The organism is Rhizobium halophilum, from assembly GCF_021648825.1.
Lineage (GTDB): Bacteria > Pseudomonadota > Alphaproteobacteria > Rhizobiales > Rhizobiaceae > Neorhizobium > Neorhizobium halophilum.
This window is the reverse complement of sequence record NZ_JAKJHS010000008.1, coordinates 93,645-113,304: the sequence shown is the minus strand read 5'-3', so window position 1 is coordinate 113,304 and position 19,660 is coordinate 93,645. Positions and strand designations below refer to the sequence as shown.

The 19,660-nt window shown below is 59.7% G+C and carries 23 protein-coding genes; 16 read left to right on the top strand and 7 right to left on the bottom strand.

Features of this window, described 5'->3' with window-relative positions; genetic code table 11:
* Positions 1–3: 3 nt before the first annotated feature.
* The 12 genes from pcaC to pcaF all read left to right on the top strand — a co-directional run bounded on the left by pcaC (position 4) and on the right by pcaF (position 10,209).
* Positions 4–438 carry a 4-carboxymuconolactone decarboxylase gene (pcaC, locus tag LXM96_RS15575; protein ID WP_239999475.1) on the top strand — a complete coding sequence of 145 codons (435 nt, stop codon included), beginning with the start codon at positions 4–6 and terminating at the stop codon, positions 436–438.
* Positions 419–1,159 carry a protocatechuate 3,4-dioxygenase subunit beta gene (gene pcaH / locus LXM96_RS15570; RefSeq protein WP_239999474.1) on the top strand — a complete coding sequence of 247 codons (741 nt, stop codon included), beginning with the start codon at positions 419–421 and terminating at the stop codon, positions 1,157–1,159. The genes pcaC and pcaH overlap by 20 nt, the downstream gene beginning before the upstream one ends.
* Before the next feature lies 1 nt (position 1,160).
* On the top strand, positions 1,161–1,778 hold the full coding sequence (pcaG, locus tag LXM96_RS15565; protein WP_239999473.1) for a protocatechuate 3,4-dioxygenase subunit alpha: 618 nt from the start codon (positions 1,161–1,163) through the stop codon (positions 1,776–1,778).
* A 10-nt stretch (positions 1,779–1,788) separates the two neighbouring features.
* Positions 1,789–2,850 (top strand): 3-carboxy-cis,cis-muconate cycloisomerase, encoded by a 1,062-nt coding sequence (locus tag LXM96_RS15560; protein ID WP_239999472.1) that lies wholly within the window; start codon positions 1,789–1,791, stop codon positions 2,848–2,850.
* Positions 2,851–2,973: 123 nt separating this feature from the next.
* Complete coding sequence (locus LXM96_RS15555) at positions 2,974–4,146, top strand: ABC transporter substrate-binding protein (RefSeq protein WP_239999471.1); 1,173 nt, start codon at positions 2,974–2,976, stop codon at positions 4,144–4,146.
* A gap of 79 nt (positions 4,147–4,225) precedes the next feature.
* The gene (locus tag LXM96_RS15550; protein ID WP_239999470.1) at positions 4,226–5,089 is read left to right on the top strand and encodes a branched-chain amino acid ABC transporter permease; all 864 of its coding nucleotides are present in this window, start codon (positions 4,226–4,228) and stop codon (positions 5,087–5,089) included.
* A complete protein-coding gene (locus LXM96_RS15545; RefSeq protein ID WP_394801972.1) occupies positions 5,089–6,093 on the top strand; it encodes a branched-chain amino acid ABC transporter permease in 1,005 nt (334 codons plus the stop codon). The genes LXM96_RS15550 and LXM96_RS15545 overlap by 1 nt, the downstream gene beginning before the upstream one ends.
* Positions 6,090–6,854, top strand: coding sequence for an ABC transporter ATP-binding protein (locus LXM96_RS15540; RefSeq protein ID WP_239999468.1), 765 nt, complete (start codon positions 6,090–6,092; stop codon positions 6,852–6,854). Before LXM96_RS15545 ends, LXM96_RS15540 begins: the two co-directional genes overlap by 4 nt.
* Positions 6,835–7,551 (top strand): ABC transporter ATP-binding protein, encoded by a 717-nt coding sequence (locus LXM96_RS15535; RefSeq protein ID WP_239999467.1) that lies wholly within the window; start codon positions 6,835–6,837, stop codon positions 7,549–7,551. Before LXM96_RS15540 ends, LXM96_RS15535 begins: the two co-directional genes overlap by 20 nt.
* Before the next feature lie 37 nt (positions 7,552–7,588).
* Positions 7,589–8,296, top strand: a complete 708-nt coding sequence (locus LXM96_RS15530) for a 3-oxoacid CoA-transferase subunit A (protein ID WP_239999466.1) — start codon at positions 7,589–7,591, stop codon at positions 8,294–8,296.
* Positions 8,293–8,994: a 3-oxoacid CoA-transferase subunit B gene (locus LXM96_RS15525; RefSeq protein WP_239999465.1), complete on the top strand. Its 702-nt coding sequence runs from the start codon at positions 8,293–8,295 to the stop codon at positions 8,992–8,994. The genes LXM96_RS15530 and LXM96_RS15525 overlap by 4 nt, the downstream gene beginning before the upstream one ends.
* 9 nt (positions 8,995–9,003) lie before the next feature.
* Positions 9,004–10,209, top strand: a complete 1,206-nt coding sequence (pcaF, locus tag LXM96_RS15520; protein WP_239999464.1) for a 3-oxoadipyl-CoA thiolase — start codon at positions 9,004–9,006, stop codon at positions 10,207–10,209.
* Between the two features lie 28 nt (positions 10,210–10,237).
* Here pcaF and LXM96_RS15515 read toward each other — a convergent pair whose 3' ends face one another.
* A complete protein-coding gene (locus LXM96_RS15515) occupies positions 10,238–11,752 on the bottom strand; it encodes a S10 family peptidase (RefSeq protein WP_394801971.1) in 1,515 nt (504 codons plus the stop codon).
* A 251-nt stretch (positions 11,753–12,003) separates the two neighbouring features.
* On the opposite strand from LXM96_RS15515, the gene LXM96_RS15510 reads away from it, so the two are divergent.
* Both LXM96_RS15510 and LXM96_RS15505 read left to right on the top strand, forming a co-directional pair.
* The gene (locus tag LXM96_RS15510) at positions 12,004–12,405 is read left to right on the top strand and encodes a hypothetical protein (RefSeq protein WP_239999462.1); all 402 of its coding nucleotides are present in this window, start codon (positions 12,004–12,006) and stop codon (positions 12,403–12,405) included.
* Between the two features lie 175 nt (positions 12,406–12,580).
* The gene (locus LXM96_RS15505) at positions 12,581–12,955 is read left to right on the top strand and encodes a response regulator (protein ID WP_239999461.1); all 375 of its coding nucleotides are present in this window, start codon (positions 12,581–12,583) and stop codon (positions 12,953–12,955) included.
* On the opposite strand, the gene LXM96_RS15500 is transcribed toward LXM96_RS15505, so the two are convergent.
* The 5 genes from LXM96_RS15500 to LXM96_RS15480 all read right to left on the bottom strand — a co-directional run bounded on the left by LXM96_RS15500 (position 12,952) and on the right by LXM96_RS15480 (position 17,036).
* Positions 12,952–13,974 (bottom strand): sensor histidine kinase, encoded by a 1,023-nt coding sequence (locus tag LXM96_RS15500; RefSeq protein WP_239999460.1) that lies wholly within the window; start codon positions 13,972–13,974, stop codon positions 12,952–12,954. The two genes, LXM96_RS15505 and LXM96_RS15500, sit on opposite strands and share 4 nt — an antisense overlap.
* Entirely contained in the window at positions 13,961–14,392 is a 432-nt protein-coding gene (locus tag LXM96_RS15495) for a response regulator (protein WP_239999459.1), read from the bottom strand. The genes LXM96_RS15500 and LXM96_RS15495 overlap by 14 nt, the downstream gene beginning before the upstream one ends.
* Before the next feature lie 18 nt (positions 14,393–14,410).
* Complete coding sequence (locus LXM96_RS15490; protein WP_239999458.1) at positions 14,411–16,204, bottom strand: ATP-binding protein; 1,794 nt, start codon at positions 16,202–16,204, stop codon at positions 14,411–14,413.
* A gap of 7 nt (positions 16,205–16,211) precedes the next feature.
* Positions 16,212–16,604, bottom strand: coding sequence for a hypothetical protein (locus tag LXM96_RS15485; RefSeq protein ID WP_239999562.1), 393 nt, complete (start codon positions 16,602–16,604; stop codon positions 16,212–16,214).
* A gap of 255 nt (positions 16,605–16,859) precedes the next feature.
* Positions 16,860–17,036 (bottom strand): DUF2735 domain-containing protein, encoded by a 177-nt coding sequence (locus LXM96_RS15480; RefSeq protein WP_239999457.1) that lies wholly within the window; start codon positions 17,034–17,036, stop codon positions 16,860–16,862.
* Between the two features lie 369 nt (positions 17,037–17,405).
* Here LXM96_RS15480 and LXM96_RS15475 point away from each other — a divergent pair, with 369 nt between their 5' ends.
* Entirely contained in the window at positions 17,406–18,446 is a 1,041-nt protein-coding gene (locus LXM96_RS15475) for a glutamine synthetase beta-grasp domain-containing protein (protein ID WP_239999456.1), read from the top strand.
* Positions 18,447–18,614: 168 nt separating this feature from the next.
* Positions 18,615–19,382 (top strand): SDR family oxidoreductase, encoded by a 768-nt coding sequence (locus LXM96_RS15470; protein WP_239999455.1) that lies wholly within the window; start codon positions 18,615–18,617, stop codon positions 19,380–19,382.
* A 71-nt stretch (positions 19,383–19,453) separates the two neighbouring features.
* Here the strand turns inward: LXM96_RS15470 and LXM96_RS15465 are convergent, their stop codons facing one another.
* Positions 19,454–19,657, bottom strand: coding sequence for a hypothetical protein (locus tag LXM96_RS15465; protein ID WP_239999454.1), 204 nt, complete (start codon positions 19,655–19,657; stop codon positions 19,454–19,456).
* Positions 19,658–19,660: the final 3 nt, after the last annotated feature.

The following is a 19,660-nucleotide window of genomic DNA, read 5'->3' as shown; positions in this document are numbered from 1 at the left end:
ATGATGACGGACAAGACAGGTGAAACCGACCGATATCGTCAGGGCCTCACAACGCGACGTGAGGTCCTTGGCGAGGCGCATGTGGATCGCGCTCTGGCAAACGAGACGGAGTTCGACAAGCCGTTCCAGACGTTCATCACCGAGGGCGCTTGGGGCTCCCTCTGGTCGCGTCCCGGGCTCTCAAAGCGGGAACGGTCAATCGTAACGATCGCATTGCTGGCAGCTGGAGGCCACTATGACGAGGTCGCAATGCATGTTCGTGCAACGGCCCGGACCGGCGCGACAAAGACTGATATCTGTGAGGCGCTGATGCATGTGGCAGTCTATGCTGGCGTGCCGGCCGCCAATCATGCCTTCAAGATCGCCAAGTCGGTCTATTCGGAAATGGAGGCCGGGACAGACACCGGGGGAGACGCTGATGAGAAACGCACCGCCTGAGACCACACCCTTCTTCGCACGCGACCGGGACATGCACCCGCCTGCGTACACGCCTTGGTATAAGACCACGGTCCTTCGCTCGCCGCAGCGCGCCCTGATCTCGCTCGAGGGGACGAAGAGCGAAATCACAGGCCCTGTCTTCGGCCACAACATCCTCAACGAATCCGATAACGATCTCATCGTTAATTATGCGAAGCCGGGCGAGGGGCCTATCGGCCAGCGCATTCTGGTCCATGGCCGCGTCCTGGACGAGCGCGGTATCGGTGTCGCCGGTGCCTTGGTGGAGTTCTGGCAGGCCAATGCCGGCGGGCGCTATCGGCACAAGAAGGAAACTTACCTTGCGCCGCTCGATCCGAACTTCGGCGGATTCGGTCGGACGGTCACCGACGAGGACGGCTACTACTGGTTCAAGACGATCAAGCCTGGCCCTTATCCCTGGCCCAATGGCGTTAATGATTGGCGGCCCGCTCATATCCACTTTTCGGTTTTCGGCCACGGATTTGCTCAGCGTCTCGTCACGCAGATGTATTTCGAGGGCGATCCGTTGATCTGGATCTGCCCGATCGTGAAGACGATTCCGGACGAAGAAGCCATCAAGCGCCTCATTGCACCGCTCGACATGAACAACACGATCCCGCACGACATGCGGGCCTACAAGTTCGACATCGTGCTGCGCGGGCGTCGCTCGACACTGTTTGAGAACCGCAAGGAGGGAAACTGACATGGCTCAGCCACTCGGTTATCTGAAGGAATCCGCCTCCCAGACCGCGGGTCCCTATGTGCACATCGGCTGCACGCCGAACTTCACCGGCATCCACGGCGTCTACGACAAGGATCTCGGCTCGGGTTCCCTCGTGAACGATCAGACGCGAGGTGAGCGGATCACCATCCGCGGACAGGTGATCGATGGCGCCGGCACCCCGCTCAAAGATGCGCTGGTGGAAATCTGGCAGGCGGATGCAGATGGGCTTTACAACAGCCCGTCGGAGACGCGGGGAAAGGCGGATCCGAACTTCTTTGGGTGGGCTCGCTGCCCGGGTGACATGGACACGGGCGAATTTGTCTTTGAGACCATCAAACCTGGCCGCCTACCGTTTCGTGATGGGCGACTGATGGCGCCGCATGTCACGTTCTGGATTGTCGCGCGTGGCATCAACCTGGGGCTCAACACGCGCATGTACTTCTCCGACGAGGAGCAGGCGAATGCGGAGGATCCGATCCTGGCGCGCATCGAGCACCGAGTCCGGGTTCCGACGCTGATCGGCAAGCGCGAGGGGAACGAAGTTAGGTTCGACATCCATCTGCAGGGTGATAAGGAAACGATCTTCTTCGACATCTGATCGGACCATCATGAGTTCTTCTGCCTTCACTCATCCGTTTCTTTCGGCGCTCCTGGGGGACGACGAGACGGCCGGCTTCTTTTCCGTGGAGGCAGACATTGCCGCCATGCTCGCCTTTGAGCGAGCGCTCGCCAATGCAGAGGCGGCGGCCGGTCTTATTCCCGTTGCCGCCGCCGAGCGGATCGGGGAGGTGTGCACCACCTTCGTCCCGGACATGTCCGCATTGTGCGCAGGGACGGCCAAGGATGGCGTGGTCGTGCCGGAGCTCGTCAGGCAGCTGCGGTTGGCGGTCGGCACGGAGTACGAGAGGTATGTTCATTTCGGTGCCACCAGCCAGGACGTGATCGACACGGGGCTGATGCTGCGGCTGCAGCAGGTCTGCCGCATGTTTCTGGGGCGCCTTTCGGATCTCGCCGAAGGCTTGCAGAGGCTTCAGGATCAATTCGGATCGCACGGGATGATGGGTCGCACGCGCATGCAAGCTGCGCTGCCGATCACCGTCGAGGATCGGCTTCGCGCATGGCGGGAGCCGCTGCTGCGCCATCGCCAGCGGGTGGAGCAGTTTGCCGCCGAAGGCTTTCCGGTTCAGTTGGGTGGCGCTGTGGGGAACTTGGACAAACTTGGGGAGAAGGGGGCGGTCATCCGCCTTGCGATCGCCAGCGAACTTGGCCTTGTTGATGAGCCGCAGTGGCAAAGCCAGCGGGATCGCGTTGCAGAGTTCGCGGGCCTGCTGTCGCTGATCACGGGGAGCCTGGGAAAGCTCGGGCAGGATATTGCCCTGCTGGCGCAGTCCGGTGGGGAGATTGAACTTTCCGGCGGAGGCGGATCGTCTGCGATGGCGCATAAGCAGAACCCGGTCGGGGCGGAGGTGCTGGTATCACTCGCGCGCTTCAATGCCACGCAGGTATCCGGTCTGCATCATTCGCTGGTTCACGAACAGGAACGCTCCGGTGCCGCATGGACGCTGGAGTGGCTCATTCTGCCGCAGATGGTGATGGCAGCGGGTGCGGCGTTGCGGATCGCAACGGAGCTTCTGACCGATATCCGTTCGCTCGGCTCTCAACATTCATAACTTACAGGATATGGATGTTGGCCAGTATTTCATTTTACATTACCACTTCGTGTGGCAAGGTTGAAGCACCAGAAAGCTGATAAGAGGACGTCCGCACACGGACGGTCGGCACAGGGAGGAAACATGAAGAAGCTCATCACTGCAACCATTGCGGCCGTCGTTCTGTCGAGCGCCGCTTATGCCGACACAATCAAGGTCGGCGTCATCGGACCGTTTTCCGGCCCGTTTGCCCTGCAGGGCAAGAACTTCAAGGCGGGCATCGACGCCTATTTTGCGCTCCACGGTAACACCGTCGGCGACGATACGATCGAGGTCATCTATCGCGACGTGCCGCAGCCGGATCCGGCGCAGTCGAAGGCGCTGGCGCAGGAACTGGTCGTCAAGGAAGGGGTCCAGTATCTCGCCGGCTTCTACTTCACGCCGGACGCGATGGCAGCGACCCCCATTCTCGAACAGGGCAATGTGCCGATGGTGGTGATGAATGCCGCGACCTCGGCCATCGTCACGAAGAGCCCTTATGTGGTGCGCACCTCGTTCACGACCTGGCAGACATCGACGCCGATCGCCAAGGTTGCCAAGGATGCAGGCGTCAACAAGGTCATCTCCATCGTCAGCGACTATGGTCCGGGTGTTGACGCCGAAAACGCCTTCAAAACGGCCTTCGAGAAGGAAGGCGGCGAGGTGGTCGAGGCGATCCGCATGCCGCTGTCGACCAACGACTTCTCGCCGATCATGCAGCGCGTGAAGGATTCCGGTGCGGAAGCCGTTTTTGCATTCTTGCCGTCGGGTCCGACTACGCTTGGCTTCGTCAAGGCATTCAACCAGAACGGTCTGAAGGATGCCGGCATCAAGCTCTTCGCACCAGGCGACCTCACCCAGGAATCTGACCTTCCGGCTCTTGGCGACCAGGCGCTCGGCATGCAGACGACATTCCACTACGCAGTCTCGCATGACTCTCCGGAGAACAAGGAGTTCGTAGCTGCGGCACAGAAGGCCATTGGCAATCCGGCCGAGCTCTCCTTTCCGGCCGTGGGCGCATTTGATGGCATGCATGTGATCGCAAAGATGATCGAAGCCACGGGTGGCGAACAGGATGCGGAAAAGGCGGTCGAGGCCGTAAAGGGATTGTCCTGGACGAGCCCGCGCGGACCGGTGACCATCGATCCGGAAAGCCGCCACATCATGCAGAACATCTATCTGCGCGAAGTGACAAAGGCTGATGACGGATCCTATTTCAACAAGGAGATCCAGACGTTCGAGAAGCAGGGCGATCCGGGTCTCGAAGCTGCGAAGTAACATTAGCTATACAGTGGATCAGGCGCGGAACCTTGAGCGGTTGCGTGCCTGATCGCAAGAATGGGAGAGAGTGGCGCCGATGCAGACCGTGTTCAGCATAGCCGTCGACGCGCTGGCTTACGGAATGGTTCTGTTCGTGATTTCGATCGGCCTTTCCGTCACGATGGGATTGATGCGCGTCGTCAACCTGGCTCATGGCGCATTTGCCATGATCGGCGGCTATATCGCGTCCTATGCCGCGCGCGACCTCGGGCTCGGATATGCGGCGGCGGTGCTGCTTGCGGTGGCGGGCACGGTGCTGATTGCCATCCCAATCGAGCGGCTGCTCTACAGGCGTATATACGGTGCGCCAGAGCTCACGCAGGTGCTGATGACGATCGGCATCACCTTCTGCATCATCGGCATCGCCAACTTCGTCTTCGGGCCGACGCTGAAGACGATCCCGCTGCCGGACACTCTGCGCGGTTCGGCGGATCTCGGCTTCCGGTCAATCGCAACGCATCGGATCTTTGCCATCATCTGCGGCTTGCTGGTTGCGGCAGCGCTGTGGTTCCTGATCGAGAAGACGGCGTTCGGGATCAAGCTGCGTGCTGCAGTCGACAATGCGGCCATGGCGGCGGCGCTCGGCGTGCGAACCGAGTTCGTTTACGCGGTGAGTTTCGCGGTGGCGATCGGTCTTGCTGCCCTTGGCGGCGTTGTCGGAGCCGAGCTTCTTCCGGTCGAGCCCTATTACGCGCTTCGCTACATGGTCACCTTCCTCGTCGTCGTCTCGGTGGGCGGAGCAGGCTCTATCCCCGGCGCGCTGCTCGCCTGTCTTCTGCTCGGCGCAATCGACACAACCGGCCGCTACCTCGCTCCTGAGTATGGTGAGTTCTTCTTCTACCTTGCGGTGATCATCATCGTCATCCTCTTCCCGCGCGGCCTTGCAGGGCGGTTTAAATAATGGCGGCCAGCATGAATCAAACACTTGCGGCCGGCGCACCGGCCAGCCGAAATATCGTCGGCAGCCTGGCCGGCATCGCCACCATCATCGTGATCGGGATCATCGGCTACTATCTGTTCCCAAACAACCTGGCGCTTTTGACGCGCATCATCGCGATTGCCCTGCTGGTGCTGTCGATCGACCTTGTGACAGGCTATTGCGGCGTCGCAACGCTCGGTCACGCAGCCCTGTTCGGAGCCGGTGCTTACGCGGCGGGGATTGCTTCGGCGCATTACGGAGCTTCTGATCCGCTGCTGATGACTCTCATAGGCGCATTGGCGGGTGCCGTCGCCGGATTGATCTCGGGCCTGATCATCCTGCGCGCGCATGGCCTGCCGCAACTGGTGCTTTCCATCGCGGTGATCCACCTCTTCCACGAAGCCGCCAACAAGGCATCCTCCTGGACCGGCGGCAGCGATGGCCTCTCCGGCATCGCGCCGACGGCCTTGCTTGGCTTGTTCGAGTTCGACCTCTGGGGGCGCACGGCCTATATTTACGGGCTGGCTCTCCTGCTGATCGTCTTCGTCCTCCTGCAGCTCCTCGTGCGCTCGCCCTTCGGCATGCTGGCCCGTGGCGTGCGGGAGGATCCGCTGCGCATTTCGGCCATGGGCGCTTCGGTCCAATCGGTGCTGCTGCGGATGTATGTGATCTCCGGCGTCGTGGCGGGGATCGGCGGTGCGCTCACCGCCATCTCCACCCAGGTGGTCGGGCTGGACAGCCTGTCGTTCACGCTCTCGGCGGAGTCGCTCGTGATGCTGGTGCTCGGCGGAACGGGCAGCCTCTACGGCGCGCTGGTCGGGACCGTTGCCTTCATGTGGTTTGAAGATGTCGTTTCCGCAGCCAATCCCTTCCACTGGCTCACGATGGTCGGCGCTCTGCTGATTGCGGTCGTGCTCTTCGCGCCGAGAGGTCTCTATGGGACCGCTGCCGCCCTCGTCCAAAGAGTGAAGGGAGGGCGCGCATGAGTCCCCTGTTTGAAGTCCAAAACCTCAACAAGAGCTTCGGAGGCCTCGCAGTCACCAACAACGTTTCGCTCTCTCTTGCGGCGGGCGACCGCCTGGCGCTCATTGGCCCGAACGGCGCCGGCAAGACGACTTTCGTCAATCTCGTTACGGGGAACCTTCTTCCCAGTTCCGGAACCGTCCGCCTTGCAGGCCAGGAGGTGACGCGGCGCAATGCCATGGAGCGTGTACGCCTCGGGCTGGTGCGATCCTTCCAGGTAACGCGCCTGTTCTACGAGATGACGCCGGAGGAGCATGTGGCGCTCGCGGTCCTTCAGCGGGAAGGCAAGTCTGGGCGCATGGTCGGGCGCTACCAGGCTATGCCGCAGGTGATGGACGAGGTGCGGGATATCCTCCACCTGCTCGGCTTGCTCGAGCTGTCGCATCTGAAGGTGCGCGAGATTGCCTATGGGCAGCAGCGGCTGCTGGAAATCGCGCTCGCGCTGGCGTTGCGGCCAAAGGTGCTGCTGCTCGACGAGCCAGCTGCCGGGGTGCCGCAAAGCGAAACGGCACGTATTGAACAGGCGCTGGACAAGCTGCCGCCGGAGCTCGCAGTGCTGATGATCGAGCACGACATGGACCTGGTGTTTCGCTTTGCCAAGCGCGTCATCGTGCTGGCAGCCGGAACCGTGATATTCGACGGATCGCCTCAGGACGTCACACAGGATGCCCGCGTGCGGGAAGCTTATCTCGGGAGCTATGCGAATGTCGGCAGCGCCGCTTGATATCGAAGACCTGTCGGCCGGCTATGGCCCGACGCGCGTCATAGAAGGCGTCTCCTTCTCCGTTGCTGCCGGGTTGCGTCTTGCCGTTCTTGGCCGCAACGGCATGGGCAAGACAAGCCTTTTTGCAACGCTCGCGGGACAGACCAAACGCTATGGCGGCGCGATCCGGATTGGCGGACGCGACATCGCGCGTGAGCCGAGTGCGGCACGCGCTCTCCTCGGCCTCGGCTATGTTCCGCAGACCCGGGACGTGTTTCCGACGCTGACGGTTGAGGAAAATCTCTTCGTCGGATTGAAGGGTCGGCCGAAGACTGACGTCGACGAAGCCTATGAAATGTTTCCGCGGCTGAAGGAGCGTCGCCGCAACCTCGGCAGCCAGCTGTCGGGTGGCGAGCAGCAGATGCTTTCGACCGCACGCAGCATTCTAGGGCAGCCGAGCGTGCTTCTTCTCGACGAACCGCTGGAGGGGCTGGCGCCGGTGATCTGTGAGGAGCTGATGGGCGCCTTCTCGCGGCTCGCACAATCAGGCAACATGACGATCCTGCTCGTCGAGCAGCGCATTCAGAGCGCGCTCGACTTTGCCGACCATGTGATTGTTATGGAGCGAGGCCGGATCGCCTGGTCGGGCACGCCGACGGCCCTGGCAAACGACCATGACACTGTTGATCGCCTGCTTGGCGTCGGCGGTCTCCACTAGGGTGCATTCTCGGCAAAGCGCATTGGGAGAGTAGCAGATGGATAAGACAGTGTGGAGCACGGCAGAAGCCGTCTCCCAGATCACAGACGGGGCAACCGTCATGATCGGCGGCTTCGGCGGCTCCGGCGCGCCGATCGAGCTCATCCACGCCTTGATCGACCAGGGTCCGAAGAACCTCACGGTGATCAACAACAATGCGGGCAATGGGCGGATCGGCATTGCAGCGATGATCGACGCTGGAATGGTGAGGAAGATGATCTGCTCCTTCCCGCGTTCTTCTGATCCGCGTGCCTTCACTGACAGATATCTGGCCGGAGAGATCGAGCTGGAACTTGTGCCGCAGGGCACACTCGCAGAGCGGATCCGTGCCGGTGGCGCGGGCATTCCGGCCTTTTATACCCCGACCGGTTATGGGACCGAGCTTGCAGAAGGCAAGGTGATCGCGGAATTCGATGGGCGCCCCTATGTTCAGGAGCGATGGCTTAAGGCCGACTTCGCTATCGTCAAGGCGCAACTGGGCGATACCTACGGCAACCTTACCTACAACAAGGCCGGCCGCAACTTTAATCCGCTGATGTGCATGGCTGCCGCCAAGACGATCGCTCAAGTTTCAAAAGTCGCCGCTGCCGGTGAGATCGATCCGGAGCATGTGGTGACGCCCGGGATCTTCGTGGATGCGGTCGTCGAGGTCGCCAACCCGCAACAGGAAGAAGAGCTCATCCGAGCCGGAGTGGCCTACGCATGACCGATGCTCCCACGATCAATGTCCTTAACGATATCAAGCTGTCCAACGCCCAGATCGCCTGGCGCGCGGCGCAGGACATCATGGATGGCGCCTACGTGAACCTCGGGATCGGTTTTCCCGAGATGGTCGCCCGCTTCCAGCCTGCCGGACGACAAGCGATTTTCCACACCGAGAACGGCATTCTCAACTTCGGCGAAGCGCCGCCTGAGGGCGAAGAGGACTGGGATCTGATCAATGCCGGCAAGAAGGCAGTGACGCTGAAGCGCGGTGCTGCCTTCTTCCATCATGCCGACAGCTTCGCCATGGTGCGGGGCGGTCATCTGGATGTTGCGATCCTGGGCGCATACCAGGTTGCTCAGAACGGCGATCTCGCCAACTGGCGCGTCGGCTCAAAGGGTGTTCCAGCCGTCGGCGGGGCCATGGATCTCGTGCATGGTGCGAAGCAAGTCTTCGTCATCACCGAGCACGTCACCAAGGATGGAAAGCCGAAGCTGGTCGAGAGGTGCACATTCCCGCTGACCGGGGTTGCCTGCATCACCCGCGTCTACACGAGCCATGCCGTGATTGATATCAAGGCCGGCAAGTTCGTCGTACGCGAGAAGCTCGCGGCGATGACCATGGACGAACTGCAGGCGATGACGGGCGCACCGCTGCACACGGATGGCGCCGTCGCCGATCTGGTCGTGCCGGAACTCTGAGGATTGAAAATGACCGAAGCCTATATCTGCGACTATATTCGCACGCCTATCGGCCGTTTCGGCGGATCCCTCTCCGCGGTGCGACCTGATGATCTTGGTGCGGTGCCGCTGACGGCGCTTATTGAGCGAAATAGGTCGATTGATTGGGAGGCTGTCGAAGATGTCGTCTTTGGCTGTGCCAACCAGGCTGGCGAAGACAACCGCAACGTAGCTCGCATGTCCTCCCTCCTCGCAGGATTGCCAATGGCTGTGACGGGCACCACCATCAACCGCCTCTGCGGATCAGGAATGGATGCGGTGATGACGGCAGCCCGCGCCATCAAGGCGGGTGAGGCCGACTTGATGATCGCAGGCGGCGTCGAAAGCATGAGCCGCGCGCCCTTCGTGATGCCGAAGGCGGAGACGGCCTTCTCCCGCAAGGCGGAGATCTATGACACCACCATTGGCTGGCGCTTCGTCAACCCACTGATGAAGAAGCAGTATGGCGTAGACTCGATGCCGGAGACGGGAGACAATGTCGCGATCGACTTTAAGATTTCGCGCGAAGATCAAGACGCCTTTGCCGTTCGTAGCCAGGAGAAGGCTGCGCGGGCGCAGGAGAACGGGCGGCTTGCCAGGGAGATCACTCCGGTGAGCGTGCCGCAGCGAAAGGGTGATCCCATCAGTGTCGATCGGGACGAACACCCTCGAGTCACGTCCATGGAAGCGCTTGCCAAGCTGAAGCCGGTCAACAAAACTGACGGTGCGACGGTGACTGCCGGCAATGCATCGGGCGTCAACGACGGTGCTGCTGCGCTACTCGTTGCGTCGGAACAAGCCATCAGCCGATATGGGTTGGAGCCCGTTGCGCGTGTGGTAGGCGGAGCCACTGCCGGCGTGCCGCCGCGCATCATGGGAATAGGTCCGGCACCGGCTTCAAAGAAGCTGCTTGACCGCCTTGGACTGACGCATGATCAGATGGATGTGATTGAGTTGAACGAAGCTTTCGCATCCCAAGCGATCGCCACGCTTCGGGAACTCGGCATGGCCGATGACGATCCCCGTGTGAACCGCAATGGCGGCGGCATCGCACTCGGCCATCCGCTTGGCATGTCAGGTGCCCGGATAACAGGAACTGCTGCCCTTGAACTCAAGCAGACCGGCGGGCGCTATGCATTGTCGACGATGTGCATCGGAGTCGGCCAAGGAATTGCGGTCGTCCTTGAACGGGTCTGATCAAGAGCACCTGGCGGCGTAGCAAGCGTCAGTCTCTTGCATCGTCGCGTTCATAGAATGCGCGTGCGTCCTCGAAGATGCGATGACGTTCCTCGTCGCGCGTGTAGAACATATGGCCGCCCCGGTAGACATTGAGGCTGGTGCGTCCTTCCGCCAGTTGGGGCGGTAGATGGTTCAGCACATACTGGCTCATGCCGTAGGGGGTGAGAATGTCGCTGTAGCCATGTGCCACCATTAGCTGGAAGGACGGGATGACCGATAGAAGGTCGCGAAGGTCATTGGATGCGCTTGCGGTGGCGCGGGTGTCACCGCCATGGCCTCCGTTCCATTCCCAGCGACGGTTCACCTCTTCGTTCAGAAGCGTATAGGTGATGGGCGTATCGAAACCTAAGGTGTCGCGGGCATAGCTTGCAAAGGCGGAGCCGTAGGCGCGGGTATAGCCATCAAGCACCGGGTCATCATTGCGTGAGACGGCGCTTTCCGGATACGGATCCGCCGTCGAGGAGCCGGCGTCATAGGGGCTGACGACGCGCCCCGTCCCACCAGCTTCCTTCGCATAGACGTCCCCGACAAAACCGCGTGTCTTCTCCACTGTCGCAAGGGGTAGGCCGGTCATGGCTGCAACACGTCCATAGAAGGCGCTGGCCTCCGGGTCAGTCAGAACGGGACCCGCCAGCGTGGTGAGGTAATCATTCATCGCAAAGTGCTCGATTGGATCTAAAGCTTCGGGCGTGAATCTCCCCTGGCGCTCCAGTTCCGCTGCGGCCAGCGAGGGGAGTTGCAAGGAGGATGCAAGCGGGTCCTGATCGAGCCCGAACAAGAAACGTCCTTCAATGAGAGGGGAGATCATGACGATGCCGGCCGGGATGATGTTCTGGCTGTTCTTCATCGCTACGGCGACTTTCGCAGCCCTGTAGCCACCATAGCTTTCGCCGAGCAAATATTTTGGCGCGGTCAGTAAATTGTTCTTATGAACATAGAGTGCGATCGTCTTGGCGATGCTTTCAGCATCTTGCCTGACGTTGAAGTAGCGTTCCGCTGCGTCATTGCTGACGGCTCTGCTCCATCCCGTGCCAATCGGGTCGATCAACACGAGATCTGTGAAAGAGAGCCAGCTATCAGGATTGTTCTTCAACCGTGGTTGCGTGCCGTCGGCGTTCTCGTCCTTGAAAGGCAGGACCAGCGGTCCGACGAGGCCCAGATGCAGATAGGCAGAAGCAGCGCCCGGGCCGCCGTTGAACGCGAATGTGACCGGTCGATCCGCTTGTCGATCCTTCATCACATAGGCGGTGTAGAAGATCTTCGCATTCCGCTCTCCGTTCTGCCCGATCAGATCCATCGTTCCGGCTGTCGCTTGGTACCGCAACGGCCCGTTCCTGGTTTGCAGCATGTGCTCCGTCACGGAATCGGGAGGCAGGTGGCTAAGGATACCGGTTGCCGGCTGCTCTGGCCGGCGCTCTTCTGACGGTTCCTGCGTGAGGCCAGAGGGTGGTGCCACTGTGCAGAGGATGAGCAGACAGGCAAGAGTTGATTTCACACGCAAAAGAGGCTCCTCACACAGAACATGCCATTGAAACTAGCGCCGCGCGTGGACTTCGACACCTCAAATACTATTGATCCGCACGTCATCGCTCTCGTAGGCGTCGGTGCAGATAGATGAAATGGCGGCGCAAGCGCATCCTGGTGGATTTCGCTGCACCGTGGAGATATCGACCCGTCGTGTTGACGCGGAGCGAGCGGAGGATTAGCAACCCTGCGACCGAGCGATCCGACAGTTCCAAGAGGCCAAAGGCAGTGCCGAAGAAGCAGAAGCGCTCCGACATCGATCATAGCCAACAGGAAACGGTGGAACTGCCTCGACTGACAAAACTCCGAAAGGCGTGGACGAAGGCAACGGAGGAGGAACGCGCTGCGTTTCTGAGGGATCTATCGCTCGATGAGGTGCTGCTTCTGCAGCGGCAGGAGAGGACGCTGGTGGCCAATGGCCGATACCTGCTCCAATCGACAATCGACGCTATTGAACGCATCATGGTCAAGCGGAACATCCGACCGAACCAGATCGCTGTTGAACTGGGTTTCCCTGAAGAAGGGGCCTCGTTGGCTCGTGCTCTTGCAAAGGGCGCCAGCCTACGCCTCTCCATGGTGCGGGCGCTTGCTGCGTGGCTGGAGGAACAAGAGCGCGCAGTGGAGCATTAATGGTCTCTGGAGTGGCACTTTTGTATCCGGTATACCGGGTGCAAGATCCTTTCTATGGTCTCCAAGATCTTGAACTCAACGGGGACGGGTAAAGATAGTAGTTCATTGTCCGCTTGTCGGGCAATGACCGGTATGGGGGCTGACACTGGTGATCCGAGATGGTTCGACGAACATTATGAGTATCCTGGTTTTGGAAGACGACGTCCTGCTCGCAATGGACGTGGAAGATTTTCTGGTCGGGCAGGGGTTCAGGGTGCTGGGGCCGTTCGGACGTATTAACCAGGCACTGGAGGCGCTCAAAGCGTCTCCGCCCGATGGTGCTATCGTAGATCTGAACCTGAACGGAGAGCTGTCTTTTCCGGTCATTGACGCCCTTAGGGCGAGAGGCATCCCAGTGATCGTATGCAGCGGCTATGCCGAACTCCCAGAGCTCAAGATGAAGCTCCAAGGGTTGCCCCTTCTTCCCAAGCCTTGGAGCCCGGAGAAGCTCGCGCGACTGATCGACCAACAGTTCAGTGCGCAGCCACAGCGTTGGGTCAGTAGCGGCTAGCCCGGGCTGTACGGCAGGGCTGCGTCCAACGGGAAGGTTATATTGCAAACGAGGCCGGTCGGGCGGTAGTCGAGCGTTACCTCTCCCTGCAACTCGTAGCGTATGCTGCGGTCAATGAGCGTGGTGCCAAATCCCTGATGCTCTGGAATATGGAGCGCCGGTCCATCAATTTCCTGCCATAGCAGGTTCACCATGCCGTCGTCTCTTCGGTTCCAAGAGATATGCACCGTGCCGTGCTCGTGGGACAGTGCGCCATGCTTTACCGCATTGGTAGCGAGCTCGTTGAGAACCATGCTGAGGGCGAGAGCAGCCTTTGGCGAGAGCATCGTCAGCGCTCCCGGGTTCAGCTCGAAACGCTTTCCGTTGCGGTCTTGCGGAGCGATGGTCCTGCGGACCACTTCCAGCAGCTCGGCCTCGCTCCAGTTTGTTTCGAACAGAAGCGCGTGTGCGTCTGCCATGGCCCTTAGCCGCCCAAGAAGCTTGTCGACATAGTCGTCTATGCCGTTGCTGGTTTTCACGGTTCGGCGCACCAGTGACATCACCATGGCCATCGTGTTTTTCACCCGATGGCTGAGCTCACGTACCAGCAATTCCTTCTGTTGCTCAGCGCGTCTGCGTTCGATTCTCTCGCGCGCCTCCGCCAAAGCGCGGTCTACCGCTGCGGGCAACCGGATCAAACGCTGCTTGAGGACATAATCCGTGGCGCCCCGACGGAAGGATTCGATTGCAACTTCCTCGCCAAGGATGCCCGAGACGAAGATAAAGGGCACTTCGGGAAGCGCGTCGCGCGCCATGTCGAGCGCGCTCATCCCGTCAAAGTCCGGAGGGGAATAGTCTGCAAGAATCACGTCAAAATCGGGCGCTGCAAGTGCTGCGACATATTCGCTGCGATTGGTAGCGTAGTGAATGACCGGCGGAGACATCATGGTTGCGAGGTGCTCCCTGATCAGCTCAGCGTCGAGATGGCTATCTTCAAGAACAAGAATGCGCGGGGGGCGCTGGCGGTTAGTTTGCGCCATTTTGGCGGTATCCAGGCGGGGGTTCGTTCAATAGAGCCCAGAAGACCCCCAGATCCTGAATGGCTTTGAAGAACTCGTTGAACTCCACAGGCTTTACGACAAATGCATTGACGCCGAGTTCGTAGCTGCGCACGAGATCTTGCTCTTCGCGCGACGACGTCAGCATTACAATGGGGATGTGCCTTAGCTTTTCGTCCCGCTTCACCCGTTCCAGGACTTCAAGCCCATCGATCTTTGGAAGCTTCAGGTCAAGCAGAACGACGGTGGGATCTCCGTCTGCGCGATCGGCGTATTGGCCTGTAGAAAAGAGATAATCGACCGCCTCGGCGCCGTCGCGCGCGATGACGATATCGTTGGCTAGTTGACACTTTTCGAGGGCAGCAAGCGTCAGTTCGAGATCGCGGGGACTGTCCTCCACGAGCAGTTCGGTCGCAGTTCAGGCAAGCGCGCGGCCCTTCCTTTCCGGTGTTGGCAGTGCGAAGGTGAAGGTAGCACCCTTGCCGACTTCGCCGCTTGCCTTGATCGTTCCATTGTGACGCTCGACAATGCGCCGAACAAGCGCAAGGCCGATACCTGTCCCTTCGAAGTCTTCGGCGCGCTGAAGCCTTTGGAAAACCCCGAACAGCTTTCCGACATAGGCCATGTCGAACCCAACTCCATTGTCGGTGATGCAATATATGATCGAATCCTCTTTGGTCGAGCCGCTCACGGAAATTTTCGCAGGCGACCGATCGCGGGAGTATTTCACCGCATTCTCAACCAGGTTGTACCAGACCTGACGCAGCAGCGTAGCGTCACCCCAAGCGACTGGAAGCTTATCAACGTGCCATTCGATCTGTCGATCTGCTTGATTAAGCATGACGCTTTTTACGACTTCCTCGACGAGCTTGTTCATATCGACCTTCTTCAGCGCGATTGAAGTTCGACCGAGTTGCGAGAAGTTCAAGAGATCGTCAACGAGCCGGCCAGCGGCCAAGGCCGATTCCGAGATGTTCTGAAGATAGTGCCGGGATTTGCTGTCCAGCGAAGTCTCCCGCTCCCCCAGCAATTGTGCAAACCCTACGATATGCCGAAAAGGCGCCCGCAGATCATGGGAGACGGAGTAGGAAAACGCTTCCAGTTCCTTGTTCGATCGTTGTAGCTCGCTTGTTAGTTCAGCAAGCTCCTCTGCTCTACGCAGCACAATGCCTACGATGGCATTGCGAAGATCCCTTGCCGCCGAAAGTTCGGCTTGCGTCCAAGGGATCGAATGCTGATGTACTTGCTCGCGCCAGGTATCGAAGGATTTACGCGGATGAATGCGGCCCGCCTCCGTGACGAGCTTGTGGGGGTTGCCGCCCCACTTCACCGTTCGGATCACCTCTTGTCGGAACCATATCAGCCAACTTGGATAGAGCTCCGAAGTGCGAATGGCGGCAATGCCGCTTGCTCTCCCAGCGAAACTGGTCGCGGAAACCATTTCAGATGCGAGGTTAGACGTTGCAAAATGGTCAAGTTCACTTCGATCCGTCTCCAGCCAACTGACAACAGCGCGCACGTCTTCCTCTTCGAGGCAGTTGCCTAAGGCAGTATAGATGCCTTCCGTGATGATCGCGGCTCCATCTGCGTTGACCTGAGCGAGAAGGTCTTGGCCGACGTAGACCAATCCCTCTGGCCAACTCGTTCCCGTAGCCATCGACGTCAGGAGGCGCGACGTTATCCGTCCCAATTCGACACGGCTTGAGGCTTCCTGCTCCCGCTGCTGGGCGCTTATGCGCATGGATAATGATTGGACAGTAAAGTCGCAGGCATCACGAGTCGTGACGCCCATATGGTGCGGGCTAGCACTATGACATGCCACAAGACCCCAAAGCCGCCCATCGACCATGATCGAAACGGACATCGAGGCCGCCGTGCCCATGTTCCGCATGTACTCGAGGTGGACCGGAGAGACGCTCCTCAGCTGCGCCAAACTTAGGTCCAGCGGCATCTGGGTTTCCGGGTTCAAGGCAGGCTCGATCGGTACCGGTTGATAGGCCGCGTCCGGGATCAAACGCACAGGGCTGGATGCATAAAGAGCGCGTGCCTGAGCGGGAATATCTGAGGCGGGAAAACGTAGGTCAAGATAAGACGGCAGCGCTCCGTTGCCGGCCTCAGCCGCTACTTGACCATTCCATCCCTCATCGAAGCGATAAACCAGAACCCGATCGAACCCGGTCAACTCCTGAATAAACCTGGCAGTCGCTTGCAAGGAGTCTTCAACGGTGGAGCTCCGCCCCAGCAGTTGCACAAATGCTCGCAGCCGGGACATCAGTCTGCGACTGATCCCGTGCGTGCCCTCGTTCGAGCTCGATGATGATAGAATGGCCGGACCGATGGGCCACTACCGTTAGGTCCTGTTCCGGCAGCGGGATCTGCAGGGTTACATCGCCCCTAGAATGCCAGCTTGAGATGGGTTCCAACAGATCCTTAATCGCTCCTCCCGGCTGGCAGCCCAAGGTGATGGCACCTGGGAGAAAGTCGTCAGTATCCGCACTCTTCTGAAGGACAGTGAGATCGGAGGGACGGACAGAGAAAAGCGCACCATGTGGCTGGATCGCACCCGGGATGTGGATGGGTTCACGACTACCGGCTTCAAGATCCGATGTCACAGTATTCAAGGCTGGTGTTCCTCCACCCGCTTGGGATTGCCGTTTATCTCGAGATACAATGCCGAGCGAGGGACATTAGGCGATGGATGCGCACGATAGCAGTGAAGCGCGCGATGTAAACGTCTGCATGACAGACTTACTGAGGTTGTGGTTCAGCGGGAAGCTTAGGAGGGCCTCAAGGCCAGGGGTGAGACCTAAACGGCGAACGCCGCTAACAGGTGGCTCCATGATGTGGGGTCGCTGCGCCCCTGCCGATCAATCCCGACAAGGTGGCTTTACCTCCTGCCGTACCGCCTCTTCGTGATACCAGCAGTCGTCCACTACGGGGAAGGACGCATCCCCACGGGTCTCTGCCGGTGCCGTTTGCATGCGCGTTCGCTTAAGGGGGAACTGGTAGATCTTCGCCGATACGCGCTCAACATCTGGGGTCATCTTCCATGTCCTCGTGAGGGTATTCGCATAGTCTTTTAGCGCATTTTTTGCGCAGTTGCACTGATATTGATCAGCGGGCGTGGCGAATTGATGGTCAAGTCGCACGACCTCAAGCCTAAACGGACCGGACGAGGACCTGTTCCGCTTACTCCCGCTCAAGTCGAAGTTGGGGAAGTACCTACTCATTCTTCGGAAATGGTAGTGCGCGACGAGATCAGTAGCCGCACGCGCAAAACAGGAGGTCCTGCAATGCGTCGACGGGAAACTGGCACGAGATATGCATCGTCAGAATTATCCACCGCCCGTCCGCGGCTGTAAGGCCGTTGAGGCTGGCGCCAGATCACGCAGCTTCAGTGAAGAGAGAGTGCAATGACTAAATACAAGCTTGAATATATTTGGCTTGATGGCTACCAGCCGGTGGCGAACCTGCGCGGCAAGACGCAGATCAAGGAGTTCGATAGCTTTCCTACCCTTGATCAGCTTTCTCTGTGGGGCTTTGACGGGTCTTCCACCATGCAGGCCGAAGGCCATAGCTCCGACTGCGTGCTGAAGCCGGTCGCCATTTACCCTGATCCTGCTCGCACAAATGGCGCTTTGGTCATGTGTGAAGTCATGATGCCGGACGGCGTAACGCCACATGCATCGAATAGCCGAGCCACGATCGTCGATGACGAGGACGCATGGTTCGGTTTCGAGCAAGAGTACTTCTTCTACGAGAACGGCCGCCCGCTCGGCTTCCCCGAACAGGGGTATCCGGCGCCGCAGGGCCCGTACTACACGGGCGTCGGCTACAAGAACGTCGGCTCGATCGCTCGCGAGATCGTTGAAGAGCACCTTGATCTTTGCCTCGAAGCCGGCATCAACCACGAAGGTATCAATGCCGAAGTGGCCAAGGGGCAATGGGAATTCCAGGTGTTCGGAAAGGGCTCAAAAAAGGCCGCCGACCAGATTTGGATTGCCCGCTACCTGCTGCTCCGCCTTTGCGAGAAGTACGGCATCGACGTCGAATTCCATTGCAAGCCGCTCGGCGACACCGACTGGAACGGGTCCGGCATGCACTGCAACTTCTCCACGAAGTTCATGCGTGAAGTTGGCGGGAAGGATTATTTCGAAGCGCTGATGGCAGCCTTTGCCAAGAACTGGAAAGAGCACATCGACGTCTACGGCCCCGATAACCACATGCGCCTGACCGGCAAGCATGAAACCGCGCCGTGGAATAAGTTCTCCTATGGAGTTGCCGACCGTGGCGCCTCGATCCGCGTTCCGCACTCCTTCGTCAACAACGGCTATCGCGGCTACCTCGAAGACCGCCGGCCGAACTCCCAGGGCTGCCCTTACCAAATCGCGTCGGTCGTTCTGAAGACCATCTCGGAAGTTCCAACGGAACAGTATAGCCGCAGCGCTGCATAAGTTCTTCGAACGGCGCTGGGCTTCCTAGCGCCGTTCTCCCCGGCACGAGCCGTATAGATCTGTGTCGCAAGCTCGTACCGATCATTATAGCGTTCCCGTTCGCTAGACACGCATGGATCCTGACACGTAAGGAAACCATCGCATCATTTGCATCGGGAGATCAGCTTCATGAACAACCCCCTTTTCAGCCTCGAAGGCCGAACCGCGCTCATAACCGGTTCCTCCCGCGGTCTCGGTCTCGCGATCGCGCGTGGACTTGCTGAGGCTGGTGCCTCCATCGTGCTTAATGGCGTGAATGAGGCGCGGTTGGAGGAAACTGCAGCGGCACTCCGTGGACAAGGTTTCGATGTTGCCACTGCTGCGTTCGACGTGACCGATGAAGCGGCGGTGGTTTCTGCGTTCGAACAACTCGATGCGGCAGACAAAGAGATCGAAATCCTGGTCAACAATGCTGGCATTCAGTATCGCAAGCCGATCGTCGAACTCGATAGCGCCAACTGGCAGCGCGTCATCGACACAAATCTGACCAGTGCCTTCCTCGTTTCGAGGGAAGCGGCCAAGCGGATGCTGCCGCGCAAGCGTGGCAAGGTCATCAACATTGGCTCACTGATGAGCGGCCTCGGCCGCGCGACCGTTGCGCCATACACGGCGGCAAAGGGTGGCATCAAGACTCTGACGCAGGCGATGGCCGCCGAATGGGCCGAGTACGGGGTTCAGGCGAATGCAATCGGGCCCGGCTACATGCTGACCGACATGAACCAGGCGCTGATCGACAATCCGGACTTCGACAGCTGGGTGAAGGGGCGTACACCATCACGTCGCTGGGGCAAACCGGAGGAGCTTGTCGGTGCGGCCGTCTTCCTCGCTGCCGATGCCTCTAACTACATAAACGGCCAGATCATCTACGTCGACGGCGGCATGAGCGCCGTTATCTAGCGAGGCAGTGCTGGCCAATCCTCTTCGCAAGCATCCTTGCGAAGAGATAGGTCTCCTTGCCCGTCTCCGGATCAGACGTCCAGAAACGTCTTGCTGCGCCGGCTGGTCCATCGGTCTTGGCGAAAGCCAATGTCGCGCAGCAGGTGCTCATCAAGCAGTTGCCGGGCTGTCAGCTGTGACAGGCAAACGTTGGGTTCCGTCCTCCTGCCGCCTGTGCCACCGGACCAGCGGTCGCGCAGGCGGGCGAGGGCGGCAACGAATGAGTTGGAAGCCACTCC

Coding starts and splice junctions, on each gene's coding strand:
- pcaC (WP_239999475.1), top strand. CDS start 4: ATGACGGACAAGACAGGTGAAACCGACCGATATCGTCAGGGCCTCACA.
- pcaH (WP_239999474.1), top strand. CDS start 419: ATGAGAAACGCACCGCCTGAGACCACACCCTTCTTCGCACGCGACCGG.
- pcaG (WP_239999473.1), top strand. CDS start 1,161: ATGGCTCAGCCACTCGGTTATCTGAAGGAATCCGCCTCCCAGACCGCG.
- LXM96_RS15560 (WP_239999472.1), top strand. CDS start 1,789: ATGAGTTCTTCTGCCTTCACTCATCCGTTTCTTTCGGCGCTCCTGGGG.
- LXM96_RS15555 (WP_239999471.1), top strand. CDS start 2,974: ATGAAGAAGCTCATCACTGCAACCATTGCGGCCGTCGTTCTGTCGAGC.
- LXM96_RS15550 (WP_239999470.1), top strand. CDS start 4,226: ATGCAGACCGTGTTCAGCATAGCCGTCGACGCGCTGGCTTACGGAATG.
- LXM96_RS15545 (WP_394801972.1), top strand. CDS start 5,089: ATGGCGGCCAGCATGAATCAAACACTTGCGGCCGGCGCACCGGCCAGC.
- LXM96_RS15540 (WP_239999468.1), top strand. CDS start 6,090: ATGAGTCCCCTGTTTGAAGTCCAAAACCTCAACAAGAGCTTCGGAGGC.
- LXM96_RS15535 (WP_239999467.1), top strand. CDS start 6,835: ATGTCGGCAGCGCCGCTTGATATCGAAGACCTGTCGGCCGGCTATGGC.
- LXM96_RS15530 (WP_239999466.1), top strand. CDS start 7,589: ATGGATAAGACAGTGTGGAGCACGGCAGAAGCCGTCTCCCAGATCACA.
- LXM96_RS15525 (WP_239999465.1), top strand. CDS start 8,293: ATGACCGATGCTCCCACGATCAATGTCCTTAACGATATCAAGCTGTCC.
- pcaF (WP_239999464.1), top strand. CDS start 9,004: ATGACCGAAGCCTATATCTGCGACTATATTCGCACGCCTATCGGCCGT.
- LXM96_RS15505 (WP_239999461.1), top strand. CDS start 12,581: ATGAGTATCCTGGTTTTGGAAGACGACGTCCTGCTCGCAATGGACGTG.
- LXM96_RS15500 (WP_239999460.1), bottom strand. CDS start 13,974: ATGGCGCAAACTAACCGCCAGCGCCCCCCGCGCATTCTTGTTCTTGAA.
- LXM96_RS15480 (WP_239999457.1), bottom strand. CDS start 17,036: ATGACCCCAGATGTTGAGCGCGTATCGGCGAAGATCTACCAGTTCCCC.
- LXM96_RS15475 (WP_239999456.1), top strand. CDS start 17,406: ATGACTAAATACAAGCTTGAATATATTTGGCTTGATGGCTACCAGCCG.
- LXM96_RS15470 (WP_239999455.1), top strand. CDS start 18,615: ATGAACAACCCCCTTTTCAGCCTCGAAGGCCGAACCGCGCTCATAACC.